Genomic DNA, 13780 nt, shown 5'->3' with positions numbered 1-13780 from the left:
TGTTTTAGAGTTAGTGATACGAGATTTTAGATTTCTAACATGTTGAAATAGAGTAAATGTTATCAATAAATAATTTAAAGATGAGCAGTAATGCTCATCTTTTTTGTTTTAATATTGCCTTAAAAGAACTAAAATGAGTAAAAATATTTCCTCGTGTTCCAGAGTTAGTGATGGTGTAAATTGTCCAAGATGTAAAGAGAAAGAAGTTGTTAAAAATGGGCGAACCAAAAATAAAAAACAGCAGTACTATTGTAAAATTTGTTGTTACCGTTTTATAAAAAATTATACTTATCAAGCTTACAACTCAAGCATAAATCAAAATATCATTCAATTAACAAAAGAAGGTTTAGGAATAAGAAGTACTGCAAGAATATTAAAAATTTCAACAACAACATTATTAAGAAGAATCGTTTCAATTGCAAGAAGTATTAATCAGCCCATTATCAGCAAAGGAAAAATGTATGAAGTTGATGAAATGTGCACTTACATAAGGAATAAGCGAAATTTTATCTGGCTGGTTTATGCTCTGGAAAAGAATTCTAAAAAGGTTGTGAGTTTTAATGTTGGTAAACGAACAAATAAAACATTGATCCTTGTCCTCGATACGTTAAAATTATCAGAACCGAAAAAGATATTTACCGACAGATTAAAAAACTACAGGTATCTAATTGATGAGAAATTACACTCTGTAAAACGTTTTGGTACAAATCATATTGAAAGGAAAAATTTGACTCTCAGAACTCATCTCAAAAGACTAAACCGACGTACTATTTGCTTCAGTAAAAGTTTAGTAGTTTTTATGGCTATTTTAAAGATTTACTTTTGGACTTGATTGATAAAATGGTAAGTTTATCCTTTAAATACATATTCTCAAATTAAATATACAATATACTTAATCAGTATAAAAATGAAAAGCATTTTTTTTATCATAACCATATTTTTTTTTACTAATAATTATGGACAGATTAGGCTTTCAGCAATACAGGGGCATTGGATAAAATACAAAGTAGAAATGAAAGATGGAAGTGATCTTTTTGACAGATTTGTAGAAGATTCTGCTTATGCAGAGTATCGGATTGATCAAAATAGACTATGCATTAATTCAAGTCCAATTCATAGAACTAATGAAAGTTGTTTAGATTTTAACTTGATCAATGATTTAATGAAAACATCTCAATATGCAGGATTTATCATTGAAAAAGTAAGTAATGATTCTCTAATATTAAGTGAAAAAATTGAAGGTTTAACAGATGATAAGCTAAAAAGATTATATTTTAGTAAACAAGAAGCTGTATTGGCACAGTTTAAAGAAAAGAATAAAAACAAAAAAAATATAATCGCTTCAAAATTATTTGCGCCAAAAACTAATGCGACGATTGAAATAGATTTGAATAAAGCATTTAAAAATAATTACTCAAATTTTGAATTGGTGGGGAATTTAAAAATTTATCCGGCACAAAAAAAAATAAAGACAGAAATAACATTTTCGACGCAAAATGATTCATCAAGAATAAGAACAGTAAAAAAAGTTATCGATCATTCCTTTGAAAAATGGAATCTAAAAGACTTTCAGGATTATGAATCCATTGAAATTCCATTTGTTCTGAAAAGTGAAATCACAAAAAGATATTGGGGAATTTCAGTGCTTTTTTTTACAGAGGATTTAACTGAATTTGAGAGAATCTATGGAGGAAAAATGGAGGATCTAAGAAAATCTTCGGATTACTTTAGTAAAGGATTAGTCGCTTACCAACAAAAGAGATATTCAGAGTCCATTACGTATTTTACGGAATCATATAATTTTGATCGCAAAAATATAGATGCTTTATACAATAAAGCGGCTGTATATTTTGAATCTGGGATAAGGAAAATGCCTGTAAAGTATGGTTAGAAATTTCCATGCTGGGTCAGGTAAATGCAAAACAATTGTTTCTCGATAATTGCAATTGATAATATTAGTTAATAGGGATGTACTAATAAAAAATGGAGACAAAGTTAAGGGTGCATTATAAATACACCCGTAATTTTTTTAAATCCTTCTTTGAATTCTTTTTTTCTTCTTTTGCTTAAATTGTTTTGTTACATAATCTGAAGAATATTCAGCACGTGTAATCAGATCCAATAACCTAACTAAATGAGGAATGGTAAGTGTATCTTTTTGATATTGTAAATCCTCGATCAATAATTCTTTAAAGGGAAGTTTTTCATAAATCTGATTTTCTTTTTGTTCACCAGTAATCTTCAATCCGCAGCGTTCTTCAATAGCTTTGGCACTGTATTCTTTTCCTAAACTACTGCCATTAAAAACATTTTTGGTTGTATAGTCAATATAGGTAATTCCATAAAGATTACCTTCATTACTTCGTCTAAATATAGTTTGAATGCCTTCTCTTCCCAATAGCTCAGCAAATTTACCTAAAGGCATTGCTTTCTCATTAAACAAGGTCGTGTTTATCTTATTTTTTACCCTTGATTTGTCTGATAATTTTCTTATTTCATTGTTCTTAAATTTTTCTGCTAAAAATTTCAAAGTTGGTTTAAAGTAAAAATCACTGGCTTTAATTGGAACTCCAATGGGATTTCCTTGGTCATCCAGTATTCGGTACACCAATCCATTTGCTAAAAAGATCTTTGAATTCTCATTACCACGGTCAGCCAATATATTGTATTGTTTCAGTACTGTATTAAGTTCGGGAAGACTTGAGTACTTATATTCATTGATTATCTTGTTTAAAACATTTGTTAAGGCTCTTTTAGATTGAACCTTTCCATAATTAACTTTGCTTATTGAAATAGGCTGTAAATTAAATTGTTCTTTTATTTTTCGACCTTCGGCTTTTACCAATCCAAAAGTTTCTTCGATTTCCTTTCTTGCGGGTTCTGATTTTCGAATGCCTAAATGATGCATATCAATTCGTTTGCCGTCCCTTTCAATATTTACAGAGACCAAATGAACGTGCGGGTGTCCCGCATCGTGATGTTGGTAAACCAAATAAGGCTGGTTTCCAAAACCGATTTTCTCCATATAGGTATTTACACTAGACATCAGCTTTTCTTTGGAATGATTTTCTGAAGGATCAAAATTCAGGGAAATATGTACACTGTTTCGTTTGGTGTTTTCATTTAGTTCAAGCCGTTTTGTAAAACGGTTGATCTTTGCAAAATCACTTAGTTGATCACCCAGACAGATGATCTTGTTTTTCAATTACCTGCAGGAAACCCGATCCCAAATGCTTCGATGTAAAACAGAGAAACTAATTATTACCAAGCTTGGCAAACCTATTACCGTAGGCGGTATTCATGGGATGATTGATCCGCTCAGGGCTTTATTTCCAGATCGAAAACTCAATCCGCAGACCATCAGAATGAGCGTGATCTGCAACTGGCTCAATGAGAATAATATTTCTTTGGAAAAGGCTCTGGAACAGGCAGGACATAAATGGCCGGGAACTACGGAAAAATATATTAAAGTGAACAGTTCACACCAACGTGAAATGATCAATTGTTACTTTCCAAGTATCTAAAAATAGTATTTATTAAATTTGAAATTTCTTATCTTTGTACTAATGAGTAAAAATCTTTATATAATCGCAGGTTGCAATGGAGCAGGTAAAACAACTGCTTCTTTTACAATACTTCCCGAGATACTAAATTGTAAGGAGTTTGTAAATGCTGATGAAATAGCCAAAGGACTTTCGCCGTTTCAACCGGAAAAGGTGGCTTTTGAAGCGGGAAGAATAATGCTTCACAGAATAAATGAATTATTAGCGAATAACGAAGTGTTTGCCTTTGAAACAACTTTAGCAACGAAAAGCTATAAACAGAAAGTTATTACAGCTCAGGAAAAAGATTATAAAGTTGTACTTTTGTTTTTCTGGTTAAATAATGTTGACCTGGCTATTGAGAGGGTTAAGCTTCGGGTTCAGGATGGCGGGCATAATATTGAAACCGATGTTATTAAACGACGCTATAAAAATGGAATTACAAATTTATTTGATATATATTTGCCGATAGTTAATGAGGCATTGATTTTTGATAATACAGTTGGCAAGGCTGAATTGATTGCGCAAAAAACATTAGGTAACGATATTGAAGTTATACATAAAATCAAGTTCGATAAACTCAAAAATAAGGAATCATGGGAGAACACACAACAACACCGACTCAGAAGAAGATTATAGACGCAATGGATAAAGTTTATGAAAAATTGATTGAGTCTAAAAAGAAAACTAACAGCGATTTAGTTGTAATGAAGGACGGTAAAATCGTAAGAATTAAAGCTAGTTCTTTATAAAATATTATTTCAATAACAATCGAAAGCCCTCAGGAATGAGGGCTTTTTTTGTGAGATAAATTGGCTATGTTTTTATTAGGAAAATAACCGAACTAAATCTAATTTCGTATTATAGGAAAATGTAACTGGACGTTCTTTATATGGAGATTTTTTGCAAGGGGTTGTTTTATATAAAAAAGGTTTACAGAACCCTATAAGTATAAGTACAACGACAAGGAACTCCAAGACGAGACACCTCAAGCATCTTCAACAATTTCAAATTCAAAAGAAAATGGGTTTTATCTCTCTACAGCAAATAAATTACAAACAGGAGATTTAGATATTATTGATTCTGTATGGATTGAAAAAGTTTGGCATTATAAAGTTATAAAAGGAGAAAAAAGAAAAGTTGCATTATCTTCAAATAATCAAATTGTCTTGAAATTAAAAAAAACAAGCAAAGAGTTTAAGAATAGTGAATACTTTTTAGAATGGAAAATAGGAGAAAAACATTTTGGTAATTTAGGTTCTGGCAATGGAGTGTATATGATAAGGTACCCCCAAAATACTAAAATAGATACTCTTCATTTTTTGTTACATCAAGCAAATGATAAGTCAACTATTGATATTGGAACATTTGTTAATGTATCAAAGTTAGTGATAAAATAGGTAATGGGTAGTGTTTCAGATTAGGTGTTTTTGCAAAATGTCAATATTGAACAAATCAGAAATAAATATTGATATGAAATTAATGCTAGGTGTTTATGATTATTATAATGTTAATAAAAATGATTGCAAATGATCCTATTTGGAAATGGATTGACATGGATTGGAATATTCAGGTCCTAAAAAATCTTATGTTATAACCGATATTGATTCTCTAAAAGGTAAAACAATAGTGGAACTTATGAGATGGGAAGAACATGTATGGGAAGTGTTTTCAGGTCCAGCTCCAGAATTTAAAGAAGAAGATATAAGAATAGTACCATTAGGTACAATATTTAGGAATTGATGATACACTGCAGCTAACTGTTAATTTGGCTGTTGGTAAGGGTTTGTGGCGAGAAAATAAAGATTCAGAATGGAATGATTGGGAATAGTAGGACTTAATGTAGACTAAGATCATTTGTAAATATTAGAAAGTTTTAAAGGATGGGCAATTGCTTAGGAGTGGCCAGAATTTCTTCCGACCACTCCTATATTTTTACACCCTTAACTTTTTTAAACCGACACTGTCTTAAAAAGTGTGTAAGGTTAAAATAACGGGATTGGCTTTTTAATTAAAGTTGAACCCTTTTTTTACTATAGTTAAGAACTGATTGAGTATTAATCCCCAATTATGGATTAGCATTGTCCATTTTTTTGTAGCTTTTCTTAAATAGTAGCTTTTGGTTTTATATCAATTTTTAATGTGCCAAAATGTTAAAATAGAATTCAGTTTTGCCACCAGGCCGGACACATTTCAAGGGGACCAATTGTGAATGCCATGTAGCAGCTGTTAAAAAAAAGCTTTGAATCACTAATTTTGGATCAAGGTTTCCATTGTACTGCCTCGGGTGGAGGTGTGCTTCCAAAGTATCGTTTTATTTCTTCATGACTCATGGGGAAAAATTAAGCAAAATGCGAATGTTTGTCAAGGCTGCAGCTACTTTAAAACACTAGAATTTCATTGATTTATCTTGCGTTTTTCAGTAGGCTGGGTTTAAAGGAATTGCTTCAATGAATTTTAGAATTCCTTTTTATCATCCGGTTTGAAACAAGCTACAGTACTTCTTTAATGTAATTAAAAGATTACGTTAAAATACTCTTTTTTATTAATATAAATACAAAAATGTGGAAAACCGTAAAGATACAATTCATTAATAGTTTAGTTTAGCGAGCACTATTGAATTCTCCAAATTTAGTGTGCTTATGAAAAAACTTTACTTTGTATTATTTCCTTTTATTTTTCCTTTTTTTACTTACTCTCAAGACATTCTTTGGGAAAAATCATATGGAGGAACCCATGCCGATTATCTTTTTGACGCTCAGCCAACAGCCGATTATGGTTTTATTTTGGCAGGAAGTTCCCTGTCTAACAAAACCGGAAATAAAACAGATGACAATCAGGGAGATTTAGATTACTGGATCTGGAAAATGGATGAAAAAGGAGATCTTGACTGGCAGAAAAGTTTTGGTGGAAGCGGTTTTGATTTACTTCAAAGTGTTAAGAATACCAGAGACGGTGGTTTTATTCTGGCAGGAACATCGAGTTCAATGGCTGGTTTTCAAAAAAAAGAGGATTGTAAAGGAATCACCGATTATTGGGTCATAAAATTGGACGCAACAGGTGGCGAACAATGGCAACGAACCATAGGAGGTTCTGGTCAGGATGAATTGCTATGCGCTTTTCAAACCAAAGACGGAGGTTATATATTAGGCGGTTCTTCAAGCTCCGGTCCTCCGGTTATCTCCAACACCAAACCAGACGGAAAATCTCTCACTACAACTAAAGCTGATTTATTTAATAAATCTGAAAAAAGCAGAGGTAACATGGATTATTGGATTGTCAAATTAGACAAGCAAGGTGATATCGAATGGCAAAAAACATACGGTGGGCAATATGCTGATGTGCTTAGAGGTATGGAACAAACTACAGATAACGGATATGTTTTAGCCGGATATTCTAATTCTCCAATTTCAGGAGATAAAACAGCAAACAATAAAGGAGTTGGAGATTTCTGGATCATTAAAATAAATGATACGGGCGAAATACAGTGGCAAAACACCTATGGAGCAGAGGGAGACGATCAGCCTTATGTCATTCATCAGACTCTCGATGGCGGCTATATTGTGGGAGGAAATTCTAACAGTAAAAATGCGCTTACAGCCATGGGCGGTATCGTTAGCAACGGAACTGATTACTGGATCCTGAAACTGGATCAGGACGGAGGAGTCTTATGGAGTAAAACCTATGATTTTGGAAAAGTAGATATTCTGACCTCTTTGGTAGAAAACAGAGACCAGACGTATCTTATAGGCGGATACGCGCAAGGAGATAATAAACGTCCCAGAGAAGGTATTGTTGGAAAAGCAATGAATGTGGTAAACAAAGAAAAAGACGGAATAAACGATTATATCGCCTTGAAAATAGATGAGAAGGGCGAAGAAATCTGGAGCAAAACAGTAGGGAGCGCCGGAGAAGATATCCTTAGAAAGTTAGTAGAGACCCGTGATGGTGGATACCTCATGGCGGGAACTTCTAATTCAAGCGCTTCAAAAGATAAAAACGGAAGTATTGGAGGTAATGATTTTTGGGTGGTAAAACTAAAAGACAAACAAAAAGTAGAGAAAGTGAAATCTAGTATCGAGGCGATTCCAAATCCTGCAACAACGTATACCAATGTGATTATAGGGTATGATTTTAAATACGGAACAGCCACTGTGGTTGATATTACAGGACGTGTTTTACAGGAATTTGCAATAGACTCCAGAACAGTGCCTGTAAACCTAAGCAGATATTCAGAAGGTATTTACATCATTAAGATCAAAACTGATGTAAAGACAGAATCTGTAAAAGTGATCAAACAAGTAAAGTAAAATGTTAGAAAATAAAAGCATGCATAATTTTAAAATAGTAAGTTTTTTACTTTTCCTCCTATTCTCATTTGGAATTTATGGACAAAGTAATAATAATAATGAACCTAAAATTATACCGCCTTCTCCTACGGCGTATGAGCTGGGGAGATACGGTCAGGCAGATGTTGGTACTTTTACCGGTACTCCCAATATAAGTGTTCCTGTGTATACCTATAAGACAAAAAATATAGCAATTCCTATTGCCTTAAATTATAATTCAAACGGCATACAGGTCGATCAGATGGAAACCAATGTAGGGCTCGGATGGAACCTGAATACAGGAGGTATTATTAACAGGATTGTCAGGGGACAGCCAGATGAAAAAAGAAATGTTCCTATCTCTACAGACGATTGTTTTTCAGATACTTTTATTGTATACATAGAGAAAAATCAGTTTAAAGATATGCAGCCCGATTTGTACTCTTATAATTTTCAGGGGCATTCAGGGCAATTTGTTTTTGATGACAATGGTAAAGCAGTATTGGTACCTCAAAACAATTTAAAAATTGAGAAACTTGCCAGTAATATTAAATCCGGATTTAAAATAACGACAGAGGACGGGGTCGAATATCAATTTTATGATATTGAGTACAGTACCTGGGAGAATGTTGAAGCGCCTCAGACCGTTGTTACAGGCTGGTATCTCACTAAGATCATTCACCCAGAAGGAGATGTTGTTAATTTTACCTATAAAGGCACCAATTATAGTTTTGTTTCAACTATTAGTGAGTCATTTGGAATAAAGGTGCAACAAGAACTAAAATGTGATCCATCATCGATGACGGCTCCATCAAATCGGATGGAGAATCATTTAATTATTATGGGGAAAATCATAGAGAGTATTAGTAGTAATGAGGCTCAGTTTGGAAGTGTTACTTTTCAACAGAGAGACAATCCTAATACGATGGGGAATTATTTACTTAGTGGAATTAAAGTGTTTGATGCAGGACAGAATATAATTGAAAAGGCTGATTTTAATTATCTTTTTACAACTAATAAAAGAATTTTTTTGAGTGAATGTATTTTTAAAGATACCTCAAAAAAATATAGTTTTGAATATGAAGCCCCTGATGACTTAGTAGCAAGATTATCAGATCAGAGAGATTTATGGGGATACTATAACGGAAAGCCCGGGACTTATCCGGATCCTGTTATCCACAAAGATCTTTATCCACAAAATAATATTGTTAAAGATGCACTTATGGGCAGATCGACGGGAGATAAACGCCCTTATGTTGATTATGCAAAAAAAGGGATTCTGAAAAAAATAGTATACCCTACAAAAGGCTATAACGAATTTCAATACGAGGCAAATACAATATGGACAGATGTAACAGGCCCATTGGAACTTAAAACAGTAAATCGTTGGTTTTACAATAAAGGAAATAGCAGAAAGGAGCAGACAGAGACATTTGTATTTGAGAATAAATCAGAATATGAAACGGAAGTACAAGCAAAAGTTTCTTATGATGATTATGATTTAGTGCCGGGTGTATTTCCAGAGGGAGAATTAATTATGACTGTTACAATTGAAAATTTGACAGATCCAATGCAGAATAGTCTAAATTTTTATGCTTATCAGCACAATATACCGGTTACACGTTCCTATAAGTTTTTAAAAAATAATACCTATAGAGTTTCTCTTGTATTTTCTCCGGAGCCTAAAACTACAGGAAAGGTACATTTTACTTATTGTTTAGGTGGCGGCATTGTGTCTAAAGCTAATATACCGGTCGCAGGATTAAGGATTAAAGAAATTACATCTTTTGATACCAGGCTCAATACAGCAGATGTAAAACATTACTATTATGGTAAAAAAGAAACACCAGATGTATCGAGCGGTACAGAGGGAGTTAAGATAAAATTATTGACACATACTGAACTTAGGAAAATTTGTGATGATCCGCACGTACAATTTACAACGATAATGAGTATAGCGCTCATTTTAAATGTAAATGCTAATAGCGTATATCCATTATACAAGTCAATGGGTAACAATTCTACAACTTATGAAAATGTAACTGTGAGTCATGGTGGGACTAGTTTTAAGAATGGAGGTGAAGAATTTTTTTATGATGTATCTGCAGACATGCAACCTTATTTATGTCTTAATAGCGATCTTGCTTATTTTCCCTGGATCAATTCAAGCTGGAATAATGGGTTGTTGAGAAAAAAAATAGTTTTTGATAAAAGATTAACTAATTTAAATATAGTAGAATACAATTATAAATTAGAAGATCAATATACCAGGAAAGTGCCAGGTATAGCAACTGACTATAAATATAATCCAATACTTTTTTTTACTAGTCCTGATTATAAAAATATTGAACATTTGAATATTAGTAAATACACAACTAATTCGTACTGGTTTTATCTAGAATCAGAAAAAAATACCCAATACGATTTAGAAGGCTTAAATCCTATAGTAACCCAAACAACTTATAAGTATAATAATGCGCTTCATCAAAAACTAAGTTCGCAAACCACGACGAGTTCTACAGGAGAGAATATAGAGACAAAGTATTTTTATGCTTCTGATCCTGAAATGGCATCTGAACCATTCAGAAATGAACTAGTAGCTCAAAATATGATAGGAAAAGTTCTTGATACGCAAACCCTAAAACAAGGAGCAAAATTATCAGAACAAAAAACAGTTTATGATAAAAGCGACAAAACCAGTAATTTATTATTACCGGGATTTATTTACGCCAATAAAGGAATCGAGGGTATAAACAATAGTACTGACAAAAAACTCACTTTTGACAAGTATGATGAGAAAGGGAATATCTTGCAATATACTTTAGAGGCTGGTATTCCGGTTTCTATTATTTGGGGATACAATAAAACACAACCTATTGCCAAGATAGAGAATCTTGCTTATGGCTCAATTCCTGCAGGAACAATTAACAATTTGCAGACACTCTCGAACGCTGATACTGATAATTGTATGTCCGGGAGTTGTACTGAGCAGTTATTGCGAAATGGTTTAAATGCACTTCGCACTTCTTTGCCGGATGCTTTTATTTCGACCTACACTTATAATCCCCTTGTAGGGGTAACTAGTGTAACAGATCCTAAAGGTACTGCTTCTTATTATGAGTATAATTCTTATGGCAGATTAAAATTTGTTAAAGATAAAGATTTAAATGTACTTCAAAAATATTGTTACAATTATAAAGGACAGCAAATAGATTGCAATGATAATGAGTCTACAAGTATTGTCTTGTATAGAAGTGCTGCCAGAAGCGGTTCTTTTACCAAGACCAATTGCGCTCCAGGTGGAGCAGGGGCAACTGTAGTTTATAATCAGGTAGAAGGAGTTTCTTCTTCTACTATTTCTCAGATAGATGCCGATGCAAAAGCAACAGATAAATTCAATACTGACGGGCAAATTTATGCCGATACAAATCCTTTGGTAAAATGTACTTTTTTAAATACTGCTCAAAGCAGATTAATTTCCCGAAACAACTGTGAAGCGGGAGGTAGCCCTTCGAGTGTTTGGTATACAGTTGCTGCAGGAATTTACAGCTCGGATATTTCTCAGGCTGCGGCTGATGCTCAGGCTCAAACAGAAATAGATAACAACGCACAGGCATTTGCCAATAGTGATGCCAATGCAAAATGTACTTTTTTAAATACTGCGCAAAGTAGACTAATTGCCCGAAACAACTGTGAGCCGGGAGGTTTACCTGCAAGTGTCTGGTATACAGTTGCCGCAGGAACCTACAGTTCTGATGTTTCTCAGGTAGCGGCTGATGCTCAGGCAGTTACGCAAATTGATAACAACGGACAGGCATTTGCCAATAGTGATGCCAACGCAAAATGTACTTTTTTAAATGCTGCGCAAAGTAGATTAATTGCCCGAAACAACTGTGAGCCGGGAGGTTCACCTGCAAGTGTTTGGTATACAGTTGCTGCGGGTACGTATAGCTCTGATGTTTCTCAGGCAGCGGCTGATGCTCAGGCAGTGACGCAAATTGATAACAACGCACAGGCATTTGCCAATAGTGATGCCAATGCAAAATGTAGTTTTTTAAATACGGCGCAAAGTAGATTAATTGCCAGAAACAACTGTGAGCCCGGAGGTAGCCCTTCAAGTGTTTGGTATACAGTTGCTGCAGGAATATATAGCTCTGATGTTTCACAGGCTGCCGCTGATGCTCAGGCAATAGTGCAAATCGACAACAATGGGCAGGCATTTGCCAATGATAATTCGATATGTACTTTTTATAGTACGGCATTAAGTGGATCATTTACTAAAAACAATTGTGATACCGCAGGTTATGGCTCGAGTGTACCTTTTGGCCTGGTTGCAGGAACTGCTTCTTCAAATAGTTCTCAGGCAGATGCAGATGCGCAGGCTCTAAATATTTTTAATGCTAATGGCCAGGCCAATGCAAATGCTACAGGATATTGTACGTTTTACAGTCCGGCAATGAATGGTTATTTTACTAAGGATAATTGTAGTATAGGAGGTGCGGGTTCAAATGTTTATTACAGTCAGGATTTTGGTATTGCGTATTCTCATAATTCACAAACAGAAGCAAATGCGTTAGGAAGCGCTAAGTTTTATACAGACGGACAAGCTTATGCCAATACTTATGGTGATTGCACTTTTATGAGCGCTGCATTAAGTGGTCCTTTCCAAAAAAATGATTGCCCAGTGGGAGGAGTAGGTTCTCCTGTAGATTATAGTCTGGCTATGGGAGCAGTTTCTCTAAAAACATCACAAGGAGATGTTGATGCTCAGGCTTGGAATAAATATCAAATTGAAGGTCAGGCTAATGCTAATGCTTATGGATATTGTACTTTTAAAAGTGCGACTTTAAGCGGTTCATTTACTAAGAGTAATTGTGATGCCGGAGGTTATGGCTCAGATGTAGCTTTTAGCCAGGTTGAAGGAGCTGCTTCTTCAAATAGTTCTCAGGCAGATGCAGATGCCCAAGCTCTAAACCTATTTAATGCAAATGGTCAGGCTTATGCAAATGTAGCAGGATATTGTACGTTCTACAGTCCTGCAATGATTGATCTTTTTATTAAGAATAATTGTGATGCTGGTGGTACTGGTTCTAATGTTTATTACAATCAAGGTTTTGGAGTTGCGTATTCTCATAATTCACAAGCAGAAGCAAATGTCTTAGGAAGTAATAAATTCAACGCAGATGGACAAGCTTATGCCAATGCAAATGGAGTATGTACGTTTAGAAACAGTGTTCAAAGCAGATTAATTAGCAGAAACAACTGTAGTATTGGAGGAATACCCGATAGCGTTTGGTATACTGTTGCTGCCGGAGCATATGCTTCTGATATTTCTCAAGCGGCAGCTGATGCTTCTGCTGAATTAGTGATCAATATTTATGGGCAGGCATATGCTAACGCTAATGCAGATTGTACCTTTAGAAGTACCGCTGTAAGTGGTTCATTTCAGAAAAACACCTGTGTTGGCGGGGCGGTTGGTTCTTTTGTTGGATATGCTTTAGCAGAGGGAGCGGTAGTTTTAAAAACTTCTCAGGCCCATGTTAACAGTGAAGCTTTGGCTAAACTCAATGCAGAAGGACAAGCCAATGCCAATGCTAGTGGTGAGTGTTTGTTTTATAATGTGCTTATTTATAGATCGATAAGAAGGACGTATTGCCCTCGGGGAACAAACGGAACCTCTGTACTGTATAAGGTTTCTCCAAAAACATATAGCTCGTTAATCTCTCAGGCAGATGCCAATCAAAAAGCTGAAGACGAAATTGATCGACTGGGACAGCCTTATGCAGATAAAAATGGAGTATGTAACCAGGGAGAAATAGAAGAAAAATAATAAAGTTGCGGGCTTGTTATTTGTAACTGCTAATTGAGAGTTGCATAGATGCAAACGAAGTCAATGTTGTATCAATATTT

At 34.5% G+C, this 13780-nt stretch carries 8 protein-coding genes; 7 read left to right on the top strand and 1 reads right to left on the bottom strand.

The annotated features are described in order from the left end of the window. Window positions 1-133: 133 nt before the first annotated feature. Both QLQ94_RS19550 and QLQ94_RS19545 read left to right on the top strand, forming a co-directional pair. Window positions 134-832: an IS1 family transposase gene (locus QLQ94_RS19550; RefSeq protein ID WP_271336909.1), complete on the top strand. Its 699-nt coding sequence runs from the start codon at window positions 134-136 to the stop codon at window positions 830-832. Window positions 833-1012: 180 nt separating this feature from the next. Next, entirely contained in the window at window positions 1013-1891 is an 879-nt protein-coding gene (locus QLQ94_RS19545; protein WP_482498298.1) for a hypothetical protein, read from the top strand. A gap of 138 nt (window positions 1892-2029) precedes the next feature. Here the strand turns inward: QLQ94_RS19545 and QLQ94_RS19540 are convergent, their stop codons facing one another. Next, the gene (locus QLQ94_RS19540; RefSeq protein ID WP_482498296.1) at window positions 2030-3205 is read right to left on the bottom strand and encodes a relaxase/mobilization nuclease domain-containing protein; all 1176 of its coding nucleotides are present in this window, start codon (window positions 3203-3205) and stop codon (window positions 2030-2032) included. A gap of 25 nt (window positions 3206-3230) precedes the next feature. Between QLQ94_RS19540 and QLQ94_RS19535 the strand changes: the two genes are divergently transcribed. From QLQ94_RS19535 to QLQ94_RS19515, 5 genes are all read left to right on the top strand, one after another. Then, the gene (locus QLQ94_RS19535) at window positions 3231-3524 is read left to right on the top strand and encodes a hypothetical protein (RefSeq protein WP_482498294.1); all 294 of its coding nucleotides are present in this window, start codon (window positions 3231-3233) and stop codon (window positions 3522-3524) included. A gap of 42 nt (window positions 3525-3566) precedes the next feature. Beyond that, window positions 3567-4181 (top strand): ATPase, encoded by a 615-nt coding sequence (locus QLQ94_RS19530; protein ID WP_482498292.1) that lies wholly within the window; start codon window positions 3567-3569, stop codon window positions 4179-4181. Between the two features lie 530 nt (window positions 4182-4711). Then, window positions 4712-4942, top strand: a complete 231-nt coding sequence (locus QLQ94_RS19525) for a hypothetical protein (protein WP_482498290.1) — start codon at window positions 4712-4714, stop codon at window positions 4940-4942. A 1242-nt stretch (window positions 4943-6184) separates the two neighbouring features. Continuing rightward, window positions 6185-7852 (top strand): T9SS type A sorting domain-containing protein, encoded by a 1668-nt coding sequence (locus tag QLQ94_RS19520; RefSeq protein ID WP_271336902.1) that lies wholly within the window; start codon window positions 6185-6187, stop codon window positions 7850-7852. A gap of 1 nt (window position 7853) precedes the next feature. Further along, the gene (locus QLQ94_RS19515; protein ID WP_482498288.1) at window positions 7854-13700 is read left to right on the top strand and encodes a DUF5977 domain-containing protein; all 5847 of its coding nucleotides are present in this window, start codon (window positions 7854-7856) and stop codon (window positions 13698-13700) included. Window positions 13701-13780: the final 80 nt, after the last annotated feature.

Source organism: Flavobacterium sp. B114r (assembly GCF_056824125.1).
The sequence above is the reverse complement of the archived record's forward strand: the minus strand, read 5'-3'. Positions and strand labels throughout refer to the sequence as shown.

Excerpts from the sequence above, each read along its gene's own strand:
- QLQ94_RS19515 (WP_482498288.1), top strand. The coding sequence starts at position 7,854 with ATGTTAGAAAATAAAAGCATGCATAATTTTAAAATAGTAAGTTTTTTA.
- QLQ94_RS19550 (WP_271336909.1), top strand. The coding sequence starts at position 134 with ATGAGTAAAAATATTTCCTCGTGTTCCAGAGTTAGTGATGGTGTAAAT.
- QLQ94_RS19520 (WP_271336902.1), top strand. The coding sequence starts at position 6,185 with ATGAAAAAACTTTACTTTGTATTATTTCCTTTTATTTTTCCTTTTTTT.
- QLQ94_RS19545 (WP_482498298.1), top strand. The coding sequence starts at position 1,013 with ATGAAAGATGGAAGTGATCTTTTTGACAGATTTGTAGAAGATTCTGCT.
- QLQ94_RS19530 (WP_482498292.1), top strand. The coding sequence starts at position 3,567 with ATGAGTAAAAATCTTTATATAATCGCAGGTTGCAATGGAGCAGGTAAA.
- QLQ94_RS19535 (WP_482498294.1), top strand. The coding sequence starts at position 3,231 with ATGCTTCGATGTAAAACAGAGAAACTAATTATTACCAAGCTTGGCAAA.